The 21390-nt window shown below is 47.2% G+C and carries 19 protein-coding genes; 11 read left to right on the forward strand and 8 right to left on the reverse strand.

Annotation, left to right across the window (positions count from 1 at the left end; translation table 11 throughout):
* Together nagA and nagB are read right to left on the reverse strand one after the other, a co-directional pair.
* Positions 1-1149 (reverse strand): N-acetylglucosamine-6-phosphate deacetylase, encoded by a 1149-nt coding sequence (gene nagA, locus SFA31_RS11550; protein WP_322838104.1) that lies wholly within the window; start codon positions 1147-1149, stop codon positions 1-3.
* 24 nt (positions 1150-1173) lie between these two features.
* Positions 1174-1974, reverse strand: coding sequence for a glucosamine-6-phosphate deaminase (gene nagB / locus SFA31_RS11555; RefSeq protein ID WP_322838105.1), 801 nt, complete (start codon positions 1972-1974; stop codon positions 1174-1176).
* 332 nt (positions 1975-2306) lie between these two features.
* Here nagB and nagE point away from each other — a divergent pair, with 332 nt between their 5' ends.
* Positions 2307-4337, forward strand: a complete 2031-nt coding sequence (gene nagE, locus SFA31_RS11560; protein WP_322838106.1) for an N-acetylglucosamine-specific PTS transporter subunit IIBC — start codon at positions 2307-2309, stop codon at positions 4335-4337.
* A gap of 505 nt (positions 4338-4842) precedes the next feature.
* Entirely contained in the window at positions 4843-6510 is a 1668-nt protein-coding gene (gene glnS, locus SFA31_RS11565) for a glutamine--tRNA ligase (RefSeq protein WP_322838107.1), read from the forward strand.
* A gap of 178 nt (positions 6511-6688) precedes the next feature.
* Here glnS and fur read toward each other — a convergent pair whose 3' ends face one another.
* From fur to ybfF, 4 genes are all read right to left on the reverse strand, one after another.
* Positions 6689-7138 (reverse strand): ferric iron uptake transcriptional regulator, encoded by a 450-nt coding sequence (gene fur, locus SFA31_RS11570; RefSeq protein ID WP_322838108.1) that lies wholly within the window; start codon positions 7136-7138, stop codon positions 6689-6691.
* 303 nt (positions 7139-7441) lie between these two features.
* Positions 7442-7972, reverse strand: coding sequence for a flavodoxin FldA (gene fldA, locus SFA31_RS11575; protein WP_322838109.1), 531 nt, complete (start codon positions 7970-7972; stop codon positions 7442-7444).
* 147 nt (positions 7973-8119) lie between these two features.
* Positions 8120-8401 carry a LexA regulated protein gene (gene ybfE, locus SFA31_RS11580; RefSeq protein WP_322838110.1) on the reverse strand — a complete coding sequence of 94 codons (282 nt, stop codon included), beginning with the start codon at positions 8399-8401 and terminating at the stop codon, positions 8120-8122.
* Between the two features lie 127 nt (positions 8402-8528).
* A complete protein-coding gene (gene ybfF, locus SFA31_RS11585; protein WP_322838111.1) occupies positions 8529-9296 on the reverse strand; it encodes an esterase in 768 nt (255 codons plus the stop codon).
* A gap of 185 nt (positions 9297-9481) precedes the next feature.
* Between ybfF and seqA the strand changes: the two genes are divergently transcribed.
* From seqA to SFA31_RS11600, 3 genes are all read left to right on the forward strand, one after another.
* The gene (gene seqA / locus SFA31_RS11590) at positions 9482-10045 is read left to right on the forward strand and encodes a replication initiation negative regulator SeqA (protein WP_322838112.1); all 564 of its coding nucleotides are present in this window, start codon (positions 9482-9484) and stop codon (positions 10043-10045) included.
* A 23-nt stretch (positions 10046-10068) separates the two neighbouring features.
* The gene (pgm, locus tag SFA31_RS11595; RefSeq protein WP_322838113.1) at positions 10069-11712 is read left to right on the forward strand and encodes a phosphoglucomutase (alpha-D-glucose-1,6-bisphosphate-dependent); all 1644 of its coding nucleotides are present in this window, start codon (positions 10069-10071) and stop codon (positions 11710-11712) included.
* Between the two features lie 857 nt (positions 11713-12569).
* Entirely contained in the window at positions 12570-13313 is a 744-nt protein-coding gene (locus tag SFA31_RS11600; RefSeq protein WP_322838114.1) for a LuxR family transcriptional regulator, read from the forward strand.
* Here SFA31_RS11600 and SFA31_RS11605 read toward each other — a convergent pair.
* A complete protein-coding gene (locus SFA31_RS11605) occupies positions 13291-13941 on the reverse strand; it encodes an acyl-homoserine-lactone synthase (protein ID WP_322838115.1) in 651 nt (216 codons plus the stop codon). The two genes, SFA31_RS11600 and SFA31_RS11605, sit on opposite strands and share 23 nt — an antisense overlap.
* Positions 13942-14725: 784 nt before the next feature.
* Between SFA31_RS11605 and SFA31_RS11610 the strand changes: the two genes are divergently transcribed.
* From SFA31_RS11610 to SFA31_RS11635, 6 genes are all read left to right on the forward strand, one after another.
* The gene (locus SFA31_RS11610; protein ID WP_322839357.1) at positions 14726-14932 is read left to right on the forward strand and encodes a YbfA family protein; all 207 of its coding nucleotides are present in this window, start codon (positions 14726-14728) and stop codon (positions 14930-14932) included.
* A gap of 264 nt (positions 14933-15196) precedes the next feature.
* Positions 15197-15892 (forward strand): YbgA family protein, encoded by a 696-nt coding sequence (locus tag SFA31_RS11615; protein ID WP_322838116.1) that lies wholly within the window; start codon positions 15197-15199, stop codon positions 15890-15892.
* Between the two features lies 1 nt (position 15893).
* Entirely contained in the window at positions 15894-17330 is a 1437-nt protein-coding gene (phrB, locus tag SFA31_RS11620) for a deoxyribodipyrimidine photo-lyase (protein ID WP_322838117.1), read from the forward strand.
* Positions 17320-18063, forward strand: a complete 744-nt coding sequence (locus tag SFA31_RS11625) for a type 2 GTP cyclohydrolase I (protein WP_322838118.1) — start codon at positions 17320-17322, stop codon at positions 18061-18063. Before phrB ends, SFA31_RS11625 begins: the two co-directional genes overlap by 11 nt.
* A 130-nt stretch (positions 18064-18193) precedes the next feature.
* Positions 18194-18988, forward strand: a complete 795-nt coding sequence (gene nei / locus SFA31_RS11630) for an endonuclease VIII (RefSeq protein WP_322838119.1) — start codon at positions 18194-18196, stop codon at positions 18986-18988.
* A gap of 417 nt (positions 18989-19405) precedes the next feature.
* Positions 19406-19696, forward strand: coding sequence for a hypothetical protein (locus SFA31_RS11635; protein ID WP_322838120.1), 291 nt, complete (start codon positions 19406-19408; stop codon positions 19694-19696).
* A gap of 354 nt (positions 19697-20050) precedes the next feature.
* Here the strand turns inward: SFA31_RS11635 and SFA31_RS11640 are convergent, their stop codons facing one another.
* Positions 20051-21334: a citrate synthase gene (locus SFA31_RS11640; RefSeq protein ID WP_322838121.1), complete on the reverse strand. Its 1284-nt coding sequence runs from the start codon at positions 21332-21334 to the stop codon at positions 20051-20053.
* Positions 21335-21390: the final 56 nt, after the last annotated feature.

A 21390-nucleotide genomic window follows, 5' to 3' on the forward strand; every position in this document is an offset into this window, starting at 1 on the left:
TTATCCGGTTACGACCTCGTTACCGTTAACGATGGTCTTAGTGATGTGATAATCGTGCGTGAATGCAGTCAGGTTCGCGACTTTACCTGCCTCAAGCGTACCGAGCCTGTCAGCGACGCCCATGGCTCGGGCTGGATACAGCGATGCCATACGTAGCGCCTCGTCCAGTGAGATATGCACGTGCTCGACCAGGTTGCGAACGCCTTCAATCATGGTGAGAGAAGAGCCGCTGAGCGTTCCATTTTCATCCACGCAGAGTCCATCGCGGTAGTATATTGTTTTACCGGCAAAAATGAACCGATCAATATTTGCACCTGCGGGCGCCGTCGCATCGGTAACCAGGCATAGCTTTTCGCCTTTGAGGCGTTTAGCGTTACGCACATTTGCGAAATCGACGTGGAGCCCGTCGGCGATAACGCCGCAGTACACATCAGGTTCATCAAAGATGGCGCCAGCCAGCCCAGGTTCGCGCCCGCTGATATAGGGCATTGCATTGTACAGATGCGTAGCGAAAGAAGCGCCTGCGCGGAAGCCGGCCTTAGCCTGCGCCAGCGTTGCGTTTGAGTGACCAGCAGAGACGATAATGCCGGCAGCAACCAGTTTACGGATGATTTCTGCGTCAACTTCTTCTGGTGCCAGCGTGATTTTTGTAATTACATCCGCGTTTTCACACAGAAAATCCACCAGTTTCGCTTCTGGTTTGCGGATAAATTTCGGATTATGGGTGCCTTTTTTAACGAGGCTTATCCACGGTCCTTCCAGATGTAAACCCAGCGCCTGATTATGATGAGTGCGGAGATAGTCCCGCATCACGCGCACGCCCTGCATCATTAATTCATCACTGCAGGTAATGAGCGTAGGCAGAAAGCTGGTACAGCCCGCCTTTTCATTGGCTTTTTGCATGATTTCCAGCGTATTGACAGAAACGGCATCGGCGGTGTCGTTGAACTGAACGCCACCGCAGCCGTTAAGCTGTACGTCAATAAAACCCGGGGCAATAATGCCGCCGCCCACGTCGCGTTGTTCGATGTCGGATGGCAGCTCAGCCAGCGGGCAAATACGCGCAATATGACCTTCATTAATGATAATTGCATGACCGTCCAGAACATCGAAACCGGTGTAGATGCGGCCGTGGGTTAAAGCGTACATAAAATTCTCCCGGGTTAAACCTGCTTACAGGTTTTTGATGTTTTCAGCTTCCAGCTCGTTAAAATATTTTAACGTTTTGACTTTTAGTTCCATCGTGGATGGTTCATCGCACACAATTACTGCTTTGGGATGAAGCTGCAGACAGCTTATTGTCCACATATGATTGACATTGCCTTCGACGGCCGCCTGCAGCGCCTGCGCTTTAACGTGGCCGAGTACCAGAATCATAACTTCTTCAGCATCTAAAAGCGTGCCTACACCGACGGTCAGTGCGTATTTAGGTACCTGGTTAACATCCCCGTCAAAGAAGCGGGAGTTAGCCACGCGGGTATCGTGAGTCAGCGTTTTAATGCGTGTACGTGATGCCAGCGAAGATGCGGGTTCATTGAAGGCAATGTGACCGTCGTTACCAACGCCGCCCATGAACAGGTGAATTTTACCGTAGGCGCGGATTTTTTCCTCATATTGGCGACATTCGGCATCGATATCTGGCGCGTTTCCATTTAGGAGATTTATGTTTTCACTTGGGATATCTACGTGGTCGAAGAAGTTGCGATGCATAAAGCTATGATAGCTTTCCGGATGCTCTTTTGGCAGACCAACATATTCATCCATATTGAATGTCACTACATGTTTAAAACTGATTTCACCGGCTTTATACATTTCTACCAAGGCTTTATAGGCTTCAAGCGGGGTGCCACCAGTAGGTAAACCCAGTACAAAAGGACGATCTGCGGTCGGTTGAAATGCATTAATACGATTAACAATATGGCGAGCAGCCCATTTTCCGACCTGCTGAGCCGTTGTCAGGGGTATCAGTCTCATTATACACCTCATCAATTTTTAGTTTAAAAGCGGCTGGCGGATTGCATTTTTTACTGCTTAAGATTAACGCATATGAATGCGTTAAGTGCACCATCCGTCATGATTTTTTGAATGATAAAATAAGTTTTTAATGATAGCCAGTGGGTTAAGGTTTTTCGGGCGATATTTGGTGACTGAAATCACAAAAGATAGCCATTTAATTTGCGATACGAATTAATTTTCCACACACTCACTGCGTGGTGTAATACGGTCACTACTCGGAATTTACCGGGTCATACAATAAAAATAGTGCTACGACTCTCTGCATTTCGGGGTCTCATAGGGGGAATAAAGTGAGCATTTTAGGTTATTTACAGCGCGTTGGTCGCGCACTCATGGTGCCAGTGGCAACGCTGCCAGCAGCCGCTATCTTAATGGGCGTCGGTTATTGGATCGACCCCGTTGGCTGGGGAGGTGACAATGCCCTGGCGGCGTTTTTTATTAAATCAGGGTCAGCGATAATCGATAATATGTCCGTGCTCTTTGCTATTGGCGTAGCGTACGGCATGTCTAAGGATAAAGACGGTGCAGCCGCACTGACCGGTTTTGTAGGCTTTTTAGTATTGACTACGCTTTGTTCGCCGGCGGCGGTTTCGATGATTCAGAAACTTCCACCAGAAGCAGTGCCTGCAGCGTTTGGCAAAATTAATAACCAGTTCGTTGGCATTCTGGTGGGGATTATTTCTGCAGAGCTTTACAACCGCTTTAGCGGCGTTGAACTGCCAAAAGCGCTTTCCTTTTTTAGTGGCCGCCGTTTAGTGCCAATCCTGACCTCGTTTGTCATGATTGTGGTCGCTTTCATCCTGATGTACATATGGCCGATCATTTTTGATGGTTTGGTACATTTTGGTGAATATATCCAGAAAATGGGTTCTATCGGTGCGGGTATTTACGCTTTCTTTAACCGCTTACTGATTCCGGTGGGCTTGCATCACGCATTGAATTCCGTGTTCTGGTTCGATGTCGCCGGTATTAACGATATCCCGAATTTCCTCGGGGGCGGTCAGTCTATTGCCGCTGGTAAAGCAACGGTGGGTATTACCGGTCGCTATCAGGCAGGCTTTTTCCCCATTATGATGTTTGGGTTACCGGGGGCTGCGCTGGCCATTTATCGCTGTGCGCGCCCGGAGAATAAAGCGAAGGTTCTGGGAATTATGATGGCGGGGGCTTTTGCCGCCTTCTTTACCGGCATTACCGAACCGCTGGAATTCTCCTTTATGTTCGTGGCGCCTGCGCTCTATGTGATTCACGCGTTTTTAACCGGGATCTCCGTATTTATTGCGGCAAGCATGCACTGGATTGCCGGTTTTGGCTTTAGCGCTGGTTTAGTTGACCTCTTTCTGTCAACGCGTAACCCGCTTGCGACGCACTGGTATATGCTCATTCCGCAAGGACTGGTGTTCTTTGTCATCTATTATGTGGTGTTCCGTTTCGCAATTATCAAATTCAATATGATGACGCCGGGGCGCGAGCTGGCAGTTGCGGGCAGTGAAGCAGACGGAGAGGATAAAAATGTGAGTTCCGGCGGCGAGCAGGATGCCAGTACGCTGGCGCGCCAATATATTGCTGCGATTGGGGGCTCTGATAACTTAACCGGGATCGACGCCTGCATTACCCGACTGCGCCTGAATGTTAAGGATTCGGCGCTGGTGAACGATGCGCTGGCGAAACGGCTTGGCGCAAGCGGCGTGATTCGTTTGAACAAAACCAGCGTACAAATTATCGTGGGTTTTGTTGCTGAGAAGATAGCAAATGCGATGAAGACGACCGGCCATGTTGACGCCGCGCCGTCCGGTAGTGCGCCTACGGCACCGGTAAGTACGCCTTCACAAACTCAGGTCGCGCCTGATACTTCCGGTAGCGTCGTTGTCACCTTAGTTTCTCCCGTTACTGGCGATATTATTGCGCTGGAAGATGTGCCCGATGAGGCGTTCGCCAGTAAAGCGGTTGGTGATGGCGTTGCCATCAAGCCGATTGAGAAAAGGGTGGTTTCCCCGGCGGCAGGAACGATTGTTAAGATATTCAATACCAACCATGCATTTTGCCTCGAAACCAATGAAGGCGCTGAAATCGTGGTGCACATGGGAATTGATACTGTCGCCCTCGACGGGAAAGGCTTTACGCGGTTAGTTGAAGAAGGTGCGCAGGTCAGTGCGGGTCAGCCGGTACTGGAAATGGACCTCGATTTTCTCAATGCCCACGCCCGCTCTATGATAAGCCCGGTAGTGTGCAGTAATGTTGATGATTTTGGTGGAATATCGATAGTCGCCAGCGGGCCGGTAACCGCGGGTACGACGGCGCTATATGAAATAAAAAGTAAATAAACGTTTTTTGTTAAAAGCGATAGCCAGCGGCGGAGATAATCTCCGCCGTTTTTTATTGCCAACTGAAAGCCACGTCCTGTGAACGCGGTCATCAACAGGTTTCGGCTCTGCCTTGTTGTTTTGGGATTTAAATCTCACAAGACTGGCAGAGACTTTTTTAAGGAATTTGGTATGCCCCACTGGGGTATCAAAGCAATGCCGCCTTCTATGAAGGCGGATTTTCACTGCTAAAACAGGGTGGTAAAAAATGAATGAGTCTTATTAGAAGCACAAAATCGGTTAGTCGTCTTGTCAGGTTAGATGCCGGTTTGGTAATGCGAACGAGAAGCCCACTATCCAGATATAAGTATATTCGGTACAGAAACCACAGGTTATTTGGTTTATTAAGCAGGAATCAGATAACTTATCGTTAATCGCCGGCTTTTGAATAACTAAAGGTTGTTTCTGGACGCGGGTTGTAAGAACATGCGGGGATAACCAGATTAAATGCTTTGAGGTATGAAAGATGAGTGAGGCAGAAGCCCGCCCAACAAACTTTATTCGTCAGATTATCGATGAAGATCTGAAAAGTGGCAAACATAGCGCGGTGCATACGCGCTTTCCTCCTGAGCCAAATGGCTATTTACATATTGGGCACGCGAAATCTATTTGCCTGAATTTTGGTATTGCTCAGGATTATCAGGGGCAGTGTAATCTGCGTTTTGACGATACTAACCCGGCGAAAGAAGATATTGAATTCGTCGATTCTATTAAGTATGACGTTGAATGGCTGGGGTTCCACTGGGCCGGTGATATTCACTATTCATCTGATTATTTTGATCAACTGTATCAGTATGCGCTGGAGTTGATTAATAAAGGGCTGGCCTACGTTGATGAATTGTCGCCTGAACAGATCCGTGAATATCGCGGTACGCTGACTGAGCCGGGTAAGAATAGCCCTTATCGCGAGCGTGGCGTTGAAGAGAACCTCGTCCTGTTTGAAAAAATGCGCAGCGGTGAATTTGCTGAAGGCGCAGCGTGTCTGCGTGCGAAAATCGATATGGCTTCACCGTTTATTATCATGCGCGATCCGGTCTTGTACCGCGTGAAATTTGCAGAGCACCATCAAACGGGTAAAAAATGGTGCATTTATCCCATGTACGATTTCACTCACTGTATTTCCGATGCTATCGAAGGGATTACACACTCGCTTTGTACGCTGGAGTTTCAGGACAACCGTCGGCTTTATGACTGGGTGTTGGACAATATTTCTATTCCGCTTCATCCGCGCCAGTATGAATTTTCGCGTCTGAATCTTGAATACACCGTGATGTCGAAGCGTAAGCTGAATTTATTGGTTACCGACGGCGTCGTTGAAGGCTGGGATGATCCTCGCATGCCAACTATCTCCGGGCTGCGCCGCCGTGGCTATACCGCTGCAGCGATTCGTGAGTTTTGTAAGCGTATCGGTGTGACGAAGCAGGATAACAACGTGGAAATGGCCGCGCTGGAATCCTGTATTCGAGACGATCTTAATGAACATGCGCCGCGCGCTATGGCCGTTATCGATCCGGTAAAATTGGTCATAGAAAATTACCCGCAGGGCAGCGCTGAAATGCTATCTATGCCCAATCATCCTAATAATCCTGAAATGGGCGCCCGCGAGGTTCCTTTTAGCGGCGAAATCTGGATCGATCGCGCTGATTTTCGTGAAGAAGCGAATAAGCAATACAAACGCCTGGTCATGGGTAAAGAGGTGCGGTTACGTAATGCGTATGTGATTAAAGCGGAGAGCATAGAAAAAGACGCAGAGGGAAATATCACGCTGATTCGCTGTACTTACGATCCGCAGACACTGAGCAAAGATCCTGCCGACGGGCGCAAAGTGAAGGGCGTTATTCATTGGGTGAGTGCCGGGCATGCTTTACCCGTTGAATTTCGTCTATACGATCGTCTATTCAGCGTGCCTAACCCTGCTGCTGCGGACGATTTTCTGGCAACGATTAATCCTGAATCATTGGTTATTCGCCAGGGATATGCCGAGCCGAGTTTGAAAACAGCGGAAGCCGGAAGAGCGCTACAGTTTGAGCGAGAGGGATATTTTTGTCTCGACAGCCGTTACGCCAGTGCCGATAAGCTGGTATTTAACCGCACAGTTGGGCTGCGTGATACTTGGGCCAAAATAGGTGCTTAATGCCTATTTCCTGGCAATTGATAGAGGCGTCGCGATTGCGGCGCTTTTTTTTGGGCCAGGAATTTTATTGGGCAGACTGGATATGCTGGAGGGGAATAGTAAATGTGACGGCGGGATTGCTTATCGTGCGGTGAGTTAGAAACAAACGTACCGGGGGAAGACCCCGGCATAATCCATGTCACGCGTTGTTATCGTGAGCACTGTCATCTTCCCGGCAATCGCCTTCGGCACAGTGGCCGTATAGATAAAGGCTGTGGTTAGTCAGCCGAATATTATGACGTTGAGCAATTTCCCGCTGACGGGCTTCAATTGAGTCATCGCTGAATTCAATGACTTTGCCGCAGTCCAGACAGATCAAATGATCGTGATGCTGCTGTTGGGTGAGTTCAAAGACTGATTTGCCGCCTTCAAAATTGTGGCGGGTGACAATACCTGCGTCATCGAATTGATTAAGTACGCGGTAGACGGTGGCTAGCCCAATTTCTTCGCCCATATCGATCAGGCGTTTATATAAGTCTTCCGCGCTGACATGATGGTTTTCAGGTCCCTGTAGCACTTCCAGAATTTTTAATCGGGGAAGCGTGACCTTCAGCCCTGCTTTTTTTAATGCGGTATTATTGTCAGTCATGCGGAATATGTCCTGTTACTTAATGACTTACTTCCTCAGGTGAGGAAGCTTTGCATAGCATTTACCCAATAATGAATGCGTCTCATTATAGAGCCGACGTTACTAAATGGAAACTGCGGCCATCCGGTAAAAACACACCAGGAAACAGCGGTGATAGCATTGGATGAACGACACAGCCCGAATAAGCAGGGGCCATTGTACAGCTTCGTGGGATAAAGTTAAAAAAATGTAGCGATTATTTGTATTGATGATATCTATCAATCGCTCAAAGTCGGCGCGCAGGGCGCACCGACAGACGGGTTGTTATGCGCCGGCGATATCCGTAAGGTTAAGCTCACTGACGATTTGTTTTACCCACTTATCAACGCGCTCGCCGGTAAGTTCGGGTTGGCGGTCTTCATCAATTGCCAGGCCCAGAAAATGAGAGTCATCGAATAACCCTTTTGAAGCCTCGAAGTGATAACCTTCGGTTGGCCAGTGGCCGACGATAGTCGCGCCATTGGGTTCAATGATATCCCGGATAGTTCCCAGCGCGTCGCAGAAATACTCCGCATAGTCTTCCTGATCGCCGCAGCCAAATAGCGCAACAAGCTTACCGTTGAAGTCTATTTCTTCAAGACTTGGGAAGAAGTCATCCCAATCACATTGAGCTTCACCGTAGTACCAGGTAGGGATGCCAAGAAGCAATATATCAAACGCCTCCAGATCCTCTTTGCTGCTTTTCGCAATGTCGTGTACTTCGGCGATATCTTTACCGAGCTGCTTTTGGATAATCTTTGCGATATTTTCAGTGTTACCGGTGTCGCTGCCAAAAAAAATGCCTACGGTTGCCATGGATAAAATAACCTCTTGATACGGATAAGGTATGGTGGCTGTTAAAAGCCCACAGATGAGGCAATCATAGCAGAAGCTGCCGTGGGGCGAAAACAGCTAACGCTGACTGGGTGCACAGTATGCAACATTCGCAATGAGCGGCGGAGGCTATTGCGGAAGGTGCTGTAGCTGGGCTAACAGCATTTCTTCAATAAGCTCGCTACGGCTGATGTTTCGGGCCTGCGCTAAATCATTAAGCGCATCCACAGCCTCGGCGTTGAGTTTAAGCTCAACGCGTTTTAACCCACGCACTTTATCGCGTTTAAGCTGGTTGCGTTTGTTGATACGCAATTGCTCATCGCGTGATAGCGGGTTTGTTTTCGGTCGACCCGGACGGCGTTCGTCCGAGAACAGATCGAGCGTGGTGCGGTCCGTTTGTTCTTTGGCCATGATTTGTTGTAACAGGGGAACAGGCTACGAGAGCGTGTGCTTGGGTGTATTACAGCGCGCCATCATACATCAGTGGCTTCTGGCGCGCCAATGCGTTCGGGCACTCGCAGGCTTAGTCGATGTGTTTTTAATCAGAATCGAGAAAGCGATGCAGCACCCGTAAAACTGCCTCGGGCTTTTCTGCGTGAACCCAATGGCCTGCGCCTGCGATAACGTGCGCCTGAGCCACCGGGAATTGGGACAAAATAGCCTCGCGGTAGCTTTCTTGTATATACGGCGAATTGGCGCCGCGTATAAAAAGTGTAGGAATCCGCTGAGGTGTGAGCGTTTCCCAGCCAATTATCTCATTGTAATGATGCCATAACGCCGGGACATTAAAACGCCAGCGCCCATCGATAAATGATTTGAGTAAAAATTGAATGACGCCTTCTTCTTTAATGTCATGGCGCATGATTTCCGCTGCGGCCTGACGTGTCGTTACTCTGGCATCATTAACGGACTGAATTGACTTGAAAATAGTATCGTGATGTCGGGTTGAATAAACGACTGGTGCGATATCAATGATACCCATGCGAGGGACACGCTGAGGGGCCAGGCTACTAAGCTTCATTGCTACTTTTCCCCCCATCGAATGGCCGATGGGTATGACTGATTGCAGATGATACGCATCCAGCGTTTCCAGCACATCTTTTGCCATTAGCGCGTAGTTCATCTCATCACTGTGTAGAGACTCGCCGTGGTTGCGTAAGTCGATTTGCAGCACTGTCCGGGTGTGACTTAAATCTCTGGCAAGCATGCCGAGGTTATCCAAACTGCCGAAAAGCCCATGGATAAGAACCAGCGGCGTTAATGAATAGGGGGATTGCGCAGTTTGCAGGCGAGCATTAAGTTTCATGGCAAAGTTCTTTTTTTGAGTGCCTCGGGTTAGGGTATTATGTTCTCTATTCTGCTGCGCGGCGGCAAGAGGACAGTTAATTCTGACTTTTGCCGCTTCCCTGGTGGAGCGCTATTCGACGTTGCGATTTAACTTTATAATCCCAACGACTTGTCTTCAGAAAGATGATATTGCACTGGATTAAGATGAAAACGATTGAAGTAGATGACGAATTGTATCGCTATATTGCCAGCCATACGTTGCATATTGGCGAGAGCGCGTCTGATATTTTACGGCGTATGCTTAAACTTTCCGTCACCGTCCAGGCTCCCGCGATGACTTCCCCTTTGCCAACAGAGACGCCTGAAGGCGCCTGTGAGCCTGAGCATGAAAAGCGTAGTAGCGCTGTGAAAAATGGGCGTGAACGTGTGCGCGCAGTGCGCGAACTTTTGCTTTCTGATGAGTACGCGGAACAGAAGAGAGCCGTTAATCGCTTCATGTTGGTGCTTTCCACACTCTATACACTTAATGCGTCAATGTTCGCTGAGGCGGCGGAATCGCTGCATGGGCGAACCCGCATTTATTTTGCGGGCGATGAACAAACTTTGCAGCAAAGCGGCCATCACACGAAGCCGAAGCAGGTACCGGGAACCCCTTATTGGGTAATCACCAACACTAATACGCACCGTAAACGTGGCATGATTGAACACATTATGCAGTCGATGCAGTTTCCTGCAGAATTAACTGAGAAAGTTTGCGGCACTATCTAATTTTGCGTCAGAAGGATAAGGCAATGGCGAAACACAATCGTGCAGGGCAGCCTGCGCAACAGAGTGATTTGATCAACGTCGCGCAGTTAACGGCGCAGTATTATGTATTAAAACCAGAAATTGAAAATGCTGAACATGCGGTCAAGTTCGGTACATCTGGCCACAGAGGCAGTGCGGCACGGCATAGCTTTAATGAGCCTCATATTTTGGCTATCGCGCAGGCTATCGCCGAATATCGTAGTAAGAATGGTATCGATGGGCCGTGCTACGTTGGGAAAGACACCCATGCGTTATCAGAGCCTGCGTTTATCTCCGTGCTGGAAGTATTAAGTGCTAACGGCGTCGAGGTTATTGTGCAGCAGGACAATGGTTATACGCCCACGCCCGCAATATCCAACGCTATCCTTGAATACAATCGTAAACATCAGAAGCTGGCCGATGGCATCGTAATTACGCCTTCACACAATCCTCCTGAAGACGGCGGCATTAAATACAATCCGCCGAATGGCGGGCCTGCGGATACTAATGTCACGAAAGTCATTGAAGATCGTGCAAATGCACTGCTGGCATCGAAGCTAAAAGATGTAAAACGCATTTCACTGGCGCAGGCGATGCACAGTGGTAATGTGCATGAAGTCGACCTGATTCAGCCATTTGTAGAAGGGTTAGCGACGATAATCGACATGCCAGCTATTCAAAACGCCGGGCTTAAGCTGGGGGTTGACCCGCTCGGTGGCTCAGGAATTGCATACTGGCAGCGTATTGCCGAGCACTATCAGCTTAATCTCACAATTGTTAACGATCAGATAGATCAAACTTTCCGCTTTATGCATTTGGATAAAGACGGTGCTATCCGAATGGATTGCTCATCCGAATGCGCGATGGCGGGGTTGCTTGCGCTGCGCGATCGTTTTGATTTGGCTTTTGCCAATGACCCTGATTACGACAGGCACGGTATTGTCACACCAGCCGGATTGATGAATCCAAACCACTATTTGGCGGTAGCCATTAATTATTTATTCCAGCATCGCCCTCAGTGGAGAAGTGATGTTGCAGTAGGTAAGACGCTGGTATCTTCCGCCATGATTGATAGGGTAGTTAATGAGTTAGGGCGTAAGCTGGTGGAAGTACCCGTGGGTTTTAAATGGTTCGTCGATGGTTTGCATGAAGGCAGTTTGGGCTTTGGCGGGGAAGAGAGCGCGGGGGCTTCATTCCTGCGTTTTGATGGGACGCCCTGGTCGACGGATAAAGATGGCATCATTATGTGCTTACTGGCGGCTGAAATTACTGCTGTGACAGGTAAAAATCCGCAACAGCTTTATGATGAGCTGGCGCAGCGCTTTGGTGCACCAAGCTATAACCGCCTGCAGGCATCTGCAACCTCAGCGCAAAAAGCGGCGCTATCTAAACTGTCTCCGGAGATGGTGAGCGCCAATACTCTTGCTGGCGATGAAATTACTGCGCGTTTGACGGCCGCGCCGGGGAATAATGCGGCGATTGGCGGGCTTAAGGTAATGACTGCAAATGGGTGGTTCGCTGCGCGTCCATCTGGCACCGAAGACGCTTATAAAATCTACTGTGAAAGTTTCCTTGGCGATGAGCATCGTTTGCGGATTGAAAAAGAAGCCGTCGAGATTGTAAGTGAAGTTCTGAAAAATGCGGGCTAATTGATAATTATTCCCTTTCAAGGAAAACCATCCTCATTATTTGAGGGTGGTTTTTTTATAAGTAGTAGAGATCTTTATATAAGATAGTCATGCTGTGCATTTTGCACGTTACTTCCCATACTGTGACTTTAATAAAAGGAGCTTTCAGGCGGAATTTAGGCCATTATTAAGCAGCTCCAGGCTGCCTTAAGTATTCATAAGAAAATGTCAGGGATAAGCTGTTAATTCCGGAAGAACGTGCAGCAGGTTTACGCTGTTATGTGCGTTCTGGTGATGATAGCAAATTAGAACATTCCCGACGCTTCATTTTGGTGGCGTAGAGGGTGAACGTGGGGCTGGAATCAGATATCAACCGGTTAATCGCTATTTTGTGAAATGTCCCACTTTAACCAGACGGCCATTAGGGTAAGTTACGGCAAATTAAAATAAGCAGGCTAATTTGTAGGGTATCAGTGGATAATCATTTCGCTCCGCTGACTTAGACTTATATTGACGTTCCTGAGTCAACATTATCTTTTCACTGTGGCAAGGGATTAGACAACAGAAAGATGACTTCATAGAACAAATCAAATAAGGGCCAGAGAACAGGACATGTAAACAGCATGTACTGCCTGGCCACATTTGAAGACTACAGTATAATTATTATTTAATTTCCTGGTGTAACGTAAATTTCCCTGGTGCTGGCAAAAAACATTCAAAGACTGGCTCTTTGGCCAGATATTTAATTGTCCTTAAAGAACAGGCGATAAGGTACCTTAATACCCATAAACATAAAATGTACTAAAGTGCACTCGTGACCTGTGCTAAAGTACAGGCAGCCCTGCCAGGATGGGAAAAGCAGAGAGAAAGGAGAGCAGATGTACTCTACATTCCAGAAGAATCCGTCTTTGACCGTTGTACTCAGAAATTATATTGAGCGGAAGTTGAAGCGCTTCGGTTCCCCCGAATATGCCTATACCGTCGTTAACAAAAAAAATCCATCAAAAATTCTAATCATCTCCAGCTACCCTAAAGAATGGGTGAATATGTATCTGGAAAATCACTTTCAGCATATTGATCCTGTCGTTCTGGTTGCGTTTAAGCGTACGGCGCCCTTCTCATGGGATGAAAATATAACGCTGACGAATGAAATTAGTTTTTCAAAGATTTTTTCCGTATCGCGGGAATATAATATTTTGAATGGCTTTACGTTTGTGTTGCATGACTGTAGAGATAATGTTGCCTTGCTGTCTTTTATTATTAAAAGCGACAAAGACGAAGCCGTTGAAGATATCATTGAAAACGAAAAGGCCAATTTACAAATGGCGCTTATCGAAATTTATGAGCATATGAACAAAATGATAAAAGCGCAGAGGCACCGTTCCGGTCGTACCTCGTCGGATGGCGTTGGCGCTCCTATGTTCACTGAGAGAGAGAATCAGATCCTTTATTGGGCGAGTATGGGGAAAACGTACTCAGAGATTGGTACGATATATGGTATTTCCGTAAGAACGGTGAAATTTCATATGGGAAATTTAGTTAATAAGCTAGGCGTAAATAACGCCCGGCAGGCTATCCGGCTGGGCGTAGAAATGGGGCTTATAACACCAAATCCTGCATAAGAGGAACGTGCATCGGCCAACTTGAAAGCTCTTCAGGCGAAGCATCAAGAACGCCGGCAACCTTACGTGCCATGATGTTCTGACTGTTGGTATCAGTAGGTAAATACAGCAAATAAATAAATTCATCTGCTTTCAAACGTGATTCTTTAAGAATTTTAATTGGCCACCCCGATCTTTTGAGTATGGTCACCATCGCACGGCTGACGATAGTATAAATACCGGCAAGATTTTCACTTCTGGCATAATTAATCATAGATAGCAAAAGAGCATTGCTGATTGGGTACTTATCGCCAAGGTAGGCTTTAGCCCGGTGCTTATCGACAAAAAAACGGCTGGTTTCAACGCCTTCTGCGGGTAGGGGAACGTCTGAAAAGTTTTTATTAAATGTGTGCGTTATCATATTTGGCTTAGCTAACTGCAGGAAACGCACGCTACAGATAATATCGCCATTTAGAATACCGAGAATATATCGGGCATCTGGCGTATCAAACTCATCAATTTCCATTTCATGCTGACATGAAACTTCCCAGTTTAAGCGATCGTAGAACGTTTTTTTTCTCAGTTGATATAGCTCTTCTGATTGAATTTCGCTTAGCTCGCCATAGCTAACATTAAGAAATTTTAGCATAATTATTTATTTCCTGTTAAATATTTCGGCTATTGATCCTGCGATGAAGTGAGGACCAGACGTTAAGTGAGTCTTTTTATCTTGCATATTGACTGGCGACTTGTGTGATTTATGTTTTGCATGCGTTAAAATACGGTCGGATTAATAATACCAGGTACCAGCCAAATGAGGGCGTCAGAACCTTATCTCTATACCCACCATTTAGAAACTACCGCCAACCTTAGCATCTGTAATCATGTCCTTACGTAAAATACCAGAGACGTAAAGATAACGAAGTTACCGTTACATAATATTCGGGGGTTAAGCACTACCACTAATTTTCGCCATTATAACAATGAAGTAATGCAAGGTGTACTATCAATAGCATTATATTAAGCCGGGGTTATATTCTGGCAGGCTATTACATATTCCCCTGGTGATATTCATACACTGTTTTCTGATGGTTATTACTTTTTTCAGGCAAATTTTTGTTTTGATAAGAGGTGTGACATCGAATGTGTAAAAAACCTGAAAAAACAAAAAGAGTATTAAGGAAAATACGAGCGCATTTATCAGGGGCGCAGAGCGAATGTGACGTATGATTAGCCAAGATCACTAAATTATCTTTATATAATCAATTATTAAACAATAATAAAACAAGGTATTAACATGTGGCCATTAAGAGCATCAGTTTGCATCAAATACGCGTAATTCTGGTCGGATGAGTAGTATTTTTTTGTTCGCGGGCGTATTATAAAACACAGATAATTTCATTATTGCGTAACTATTTTGCATGGGAGAAAAAATGGCTATTTATAAAAAATTTCCGCTATATCTGATAATACTGCGCCGTATATTTGCCGTTGTAGCTGGCATTATCGCTCTACCAGTTATGCTTTTCTGGAAAGATCGGGCGCGCTTTTACAGCTATTTGCACCGCGTATGGTCAAAAACTAGCGAACAGCCGGTATGGTTACAAGAGTCAGAACAGGCTGCGGGTATTTTCTTTTAAAGCGTCTCCTGTCGGTATGGCACCGTTTCTCCCTCATTGCAGCGGTGCCAGTTGCTAGCCCACCCGTTTCGTATCCCGGTTAATTACTATAAAAAGCTACCTTTGGGTTAATTGCTTCATATTGACTCTAAAAATATCCAAGCCCAAGTCTACACGTTTCATCTGCTAACATCGGTAATAGTAAACAGCTTACTAGAATTGGCCATTAGCTGCTTCAACGCATCGTTCACTGTCTACACTTAAAGAGCAAACTCTGGAGGTGTAATGGATTCCCCAATAACATTTGGCATAGATGATGCAACGTCGGTAGCAGTTACCGGCATCGAGAAACATTTAAGATTTATCCCTCTATCGACAGCCTCGCTCTCCCTCAATGCCGATGAGTTGTGTGGCGTGATTAGTCAGCAGCCAGGTTTCCTCTCGGAGATTCAGGAAAAATTCCCCTGGTTGCCGGTGCTGAAAACGCTAACTTTGGATGAAAATACGGCTATTCGCGTCGGCGCATTACATGAATTGCTGCAACTGTATCGCAGTGGGTTAAGTCGCGGAGCGCTTGTCGCGTTTCATAGCCGCTATAAAGTGCTGTTATTAGCGCATTCGCAGCCTTTATACCGAGAATTGGGGCGTTTCGTCGCGACGCTGAACATCTGTTGCGATCTGCAGGCATTCTTTTACGATTATCGACAACGGCTCATGCTCCTGCTGTCACAACCGGCGACGCGCCGTAATCACACCAATGCATTAATGCACGTGCAGGGGTATTTTCGGCCACATCTCAGCGAGAGTCAGAAACGTGATTTGACTCAATGTATTGAAGCTTATCGCTGTGCGGAGGTAGAACGCGATGCGCCAATGGCGTTACTGATGGACTACCTGACATTATTCCCAAATGATTATCTGGCACAGCAGCGCTATTTTCAGCCATTACCGCCCACTTTGAAGAAATTATTGGAGTCATAATATGGCTGCTACGCGCCTGGTATGGTTCCGGCAGGATTTACGTATCCACGATAACAATGCGCTTGCCAGCGCCTGTCGGGATAAAAATGCGCGCGTTATCGCACTTTTCCTGGTAACCCCCGAACAATGGTGCCAGCATACAATGGCACCGCGTCAGGCCTGGTTCATTCGCGAGCATGTTAAGTTACTGGCCGCTTCCCTTGCAGAAATGGGGATACCCTTTTTTATTGAAGAGGTCAGTGATTACGCCGCCTGCATTCCATTTCTGCAAGACTTTTGCCGTAACCATCAAGTTAATGAGCTTTTTTATCATTACCAATATGCGCTAAATGAACTACATCGAGATGCGGCCGTAGAGAAGGCTCTGGGAAAGGACGTGATTTGCCAGGGGTTTGATGATGGAGTTATTTTAGCTCCCGGTAGCGTGACTACCGGTAATGGCAGCATGTATAAAGTATTCACCCCGTTTAGCCGAGCCTGCCTGCGTCGCTTACAGGAGGATATTCCCGCCTGTGCCGCTGTGCCAAATCCGCGGGGCGATGGCATACCAATAACCCACACGCCTCGATTTACCTACCCTGTTACGGCGCTCGACCGAGAGTTATTTCCTCCAGGCGAGGAGGAAGCATTGAAGCGCCTGAAGGCGTTTTGTCAGGAAGATGTGGTTAAATACGATGACTATAGAGATTTCCCTGCTATCCGAGGTACAAGTTTACTTTCACCCTGGTTGTCAATTGGGGCTCTTTCGCCGCGCCAGTGTCTTTGGCAACTGTTGGCAAAATACCCCGACGCACTGAGCGGCGGCGAAGGCTTCGTGTGGCTGAAAGAGCTATTATGGCGGGACTTCTATCGACATACGATGGTCGCGCATCCTGAAATATGTCGTGGAGAGCCGCTGTTAGGCTGGACTAAGTCTATTTCCTGGCGGCACGACCCTGGCGGGTTAAAAGCCTGGCAGCAGGGAATGACCGGTTTCCCCATTGTGGATGCCGCTATGCGTCAGCTAAATACCCTCGGCTGGATGCATAATCGTTTGCGTATGATTGTAGCCAGTTTTTTGGTAAAAGATTTACGCATCGACTGGCGAGAAGGAGAGCGCTATTTTATTTCACAATTGGCTGATGGAGATTTTGCGTCCAATAACGGTGGCTGGCAATGGGCCGCTTCTACCGGAACAGATGCCCAGCCCTGGTTTCGTATTTTTAACCCAACAACTCAGGGGCAAAAATTTGATGCCAAAGGCGACTTTATTCGACGCTGGATCCCGGAGCTTAATGAGATACCCGATAACGCGCTTCACGCTCCTCACGAATGGGCCAGGCAGCACAATAAGACGCTTGATTATCCTGGCCCGATAGTCGATCACCGGCAACAGCGAGAGTTAACGCTTGCCGCATGGCAACGCGCTCGAAAAAGGACTCAACGTAATGAAAAATAGCGAACTTGAAATTCTTATTAATGAAAAATTAAATAGCGCAGGGTTCAGCGATTATGCCCCTAACGGGCTACAGGTTGAGGGGAAAACCAATATTTATCATGTTGTAACGGGCGTTACGGCAAGTCAGGCGCTGATTGACGAAGCCATTCGTCTGCAGGCCGATGCGATTATCGTTCATCACGGCTATTTCTGGAAAAATGAGTCGCCGCTGATCCGCGGTATGAAGCGGAATCGCTTAAAAGCGCTTCTCGGACACGATATTAATTTGTACGGCTGGCATTTGCCGTTAGATGCGCATACGGAGTTAGGTAATAATGCGCAGCTCGCCGCGCTGCTTGGCTTTACGGCTATGGGCGAAATTGAACCTTTGCTGTGGTGGGGGGAGATGAACATACCGGTATCCGGGCTGGAGTTAGCGTCATGGATTGAGGCACGCCTTGGTCGCAAACCTCTATGGAGCGGCGAAACTGGCCCCGCCGTTGTAAATCGCGTGGCCTGGTGCACCGGCGGTGGGCAAGGATTTATCGATGCGGCCGCGCGTTTTGGCGTTGACGCCTTTATTACTGGCGAAGTATCTGAACAAACCATCCACTCGGCCCGCGAGCAGGGATTACATTTCTACGCAGCGGGCCACCATGCAACCGAGCGTGGCGGCGTACGGGCGCTGGGGGAATGGTTAGCAGAAGTTTCCGATCTCACAGTGACTTTTGTCGACATTCCAAATCCTGCCTAATAACTCTGCGCCTGTTATAAGCCAATTTTTGGCGCATTAAAATTAAATGGCTTAAAGATACGATTCAGTGTGCTCTGGCGCAGGCAGAGCGAGTCGGGCCGTATATAACGTTTTATTTTAGGAGCTAATTATGCCTGAAGGCCCGGAAATACGCCGTGCAGCAGATAGCCTGGAGCAGGCTATGCTTGGTAAAACGCTGACAGACGTTTGGTTTGCTTTCCCTCGATTGCATCCATACCAGCTATTGCTTATTGGTCAGCACATTAGCCGTATTGAAACACGGGGAAAAGCGCTGTTGACGCATTTTTCCGGGGGGCTGACGCTCTATAGCCACAATCAGCTTTATGGTGTCTGGCGCGTTACCTCTGCGGATGAAAAGCCGGATGCCCGGCGCAGTTTACGGGTTAGGCTAGCTGCAGCGGATCGCGCAATTTCACTGTATAGCGCTTCTGATATCGAGATGCTGGACGCGCCTGGACTGGCACAGCATCCGTTTCTGAAGCGGGTTGGTCCGGACGTTTTAGACCTGTCATTGACGGTAGAGCAGGTCACGGCACGATTATTATCGCCACGCTTTTGTCGTCGCAGCCTGGGGGGATTATTGCTGGATCAGGCTTTTTTAGCCGGGTTGGGAAACTATCTGCGGGTGGAAATTTTATGGCATGCCAGGCTGGCGCCAGAATTACGACCGGTAGATCTCACCGGGCGGCAAATAGATGAGCTGGCGCGAGCCTGCCTGGATATTCCTCGCCTTTCCTATCAAACGCGCGGTCAGCCGAATGAGAGCCGCCATCATGGTGCTCTGTTTCAATTTCATGTTTTTCATCGGGAAGGAAAACCCTGTGAGCGCTGCGCTGCATTGATTGAGAAGAAACTGGTTTCCTCCCGGCCATTCTATTGGTGTCCTGTATGCCAGCGAGGTTAAACATTATGCATGGATACTTATGAATATTAAAATCGGTAATGTCAGGGGCTCTTTTCGGATGCAGCTGTTTAGTAATATTAATCCGCTATATCATAATTGATGAAGAGTTAGTAAATAATGCGTGTCTGTTTTATGGTTTGCTAATAAAGTCATTGATTATATCTTCATAGAGTTGAATTTTCTTATCTGACTGATATTATTTCCTTGCAGCCACGAAGGATGATATTAACTATTCTGTCGTGCTCACTGCGGTGAAGACCGTAAGAATCTTAATCCAGGGGATAATTGAAAGTTATAATTTCTATAATGATATTGGCTATGAAGTTATTATCAATGGTGTTTTATTCTTTGGTTAATTATCATAAAAACTAATGCTTTTTAATTAAAAAACATTATTAGTAGCATGGAGATACGGAAATGAAAGAGCTGACTTTAGTAGAAATGGAATATGTTGCAGGCGCTGGCTGGATTCAAAATGGCCTGGCTGCTATTGGCGGTAAATTAGGTGATCTGGGCTATGAAGTAGTTAGCAATTCGCTAAGCATCAAGATTCCAGGACTGGGAACCATCTCTATTGGCTCTCTGTTCCCAACGCTGGGTGAGCAAATTGGCAAGGCCGCAGGCGGCCAGATTGGCGGTATGATTGAAAATACGCTTAGCCATCTGCCTATTATCGGCGGTCTGGTTAATAAAGTGCTGGGTAACTAATTATTGCTATTATTTTATCACTATAACTGATAACTATTGGCTAACAGAGTTATTTGGTAAATAAAAGTCGCGCCGTGAATTTGGTGCGGCTTTTATTTTTTACAGAAGCGTTTAATTATTTTTTTCGATTTATTATTTATCCATATAATTGATTTGATAATATCTATCATGTAATGGTTGCTATTATAAGGGAATGATTTAATCTATATGTATTGTGAATAAAAGTGTTAATTGTTATTGGGCCAGGATGCGAATGATTAACCCGGAATGGAATAACTGTATATTATGTTTATTTATTTAAAACCACCTTTATTAAAAGGTGGTTTTAACGTTGCACGGATGAATAAATGAATATTATTTTTTATCCACCACGGAGTTAAATTCACGCTGCGTGTATCCCGTATAAAGCTGGCGAGGGCGCGCAATCTTAATCCCGTCATCATGCATTTCATTCCAGTGTGCAATCCAGCCGATAGTGCGTGCCATAGCAAAGATGACGGTGAACATTGAAGAGGGGATGCCCATTGCTTTCAGGGTAATTCCTGAATAAAAATCGACGTTGGGGTACAGTTTACGCTCGATGAAATAGGGGTCATTCAGGGCGATATGCTCAAGCTCCATCGCCACTTCCAATAAATCATCCTTCATACCCAGCTCATTTAGCACTTCATGGCAGGTTTCGCGCATTACGGTAGCGCGAGGATCGTAGTTTTTGTACACGCGATGCCCAAATCCCATCAGGCGGAAGGAGTCATTTTTATCCTTTGCCCGGCGCAAGAATTCAGGAATATGCTCTTTAGAATTAATCTCTTCCAGCATTTTCAGGCAGGCTTCATTTGCTCCGCCGTGCGCCGGACCCCACAGCGAGGCGATTCCCGCCGCGATACAGGCAAACGGATTTGCGCCAGAGGAGCCCGCCGTGCGTACCGTCGACGTGGACGCATTTTGTTCATGGTCAGCGTGCAGGATAAGAATTCTGTCCATTGCGCGTTCCAGCACTGGGTTAACTTCGTAATCTTCACATGGTGTAGAAAACATCATGTTCAGGAAGTTACCTGCGTAGGAAAGGTCGTTACGCGGATAGACAAAAGGCTGGCCAATAGAGTACTTATAGCTCATTGCCGCAACCGTGGGCATTTTTGATAACAGGCGGAATGCGGCGATTTCACGGTGCCGCGGGTTATTCACATCCAGAGAATCATGGTAGAAAGCGGCCAAAGCGCCGGTTACGCCACACATCACCGCCATTGGGTGCGAATCGCGGCGAAAACCGTGGAACAGACGGGTTATTTGCTCATGGATCATAGTATGGCGAGTGACAATAGTTTTAAACTCATCATACTGCGCCTGCGTCGGTTTTTCGCCGTAGAGTAGGATATAACAGACTTCCAGATAAGTAGAGTCAGTAGCTAACTGATCGATAGGAAAGCCCCGATGGAGCAGAATGCCTTCGTCACCGTCAATAAAGGTAATTTTTGATTCGCAGGAGGCGGTAGATGTAAACCCGGGATCGAAGGTAAAAACGTTTTTCGAACCTAGCGTGCGAACATCAATGACATCCTGACCTAGCGTGCCCTGAAGCACGTCCAGCTCGATAGCATCACCGTTACAGGTGAGCGTTGCTTTTTTATCAACCATTTACGGTCTCCTTAAGCGCCTTATTGACAGGAGCGTCGCTCTTGTCTGTTTTGTTA

This window comes from Erwinia sp. HR93, from assembly GCF_034555055.1.
Lineage (GTDB): Bacteria > Pseudomonadota > Gammaproteobacteria > Enterobacterales > Enterobacteriaceae > Apirhabdus > Apirhabdus apintestini.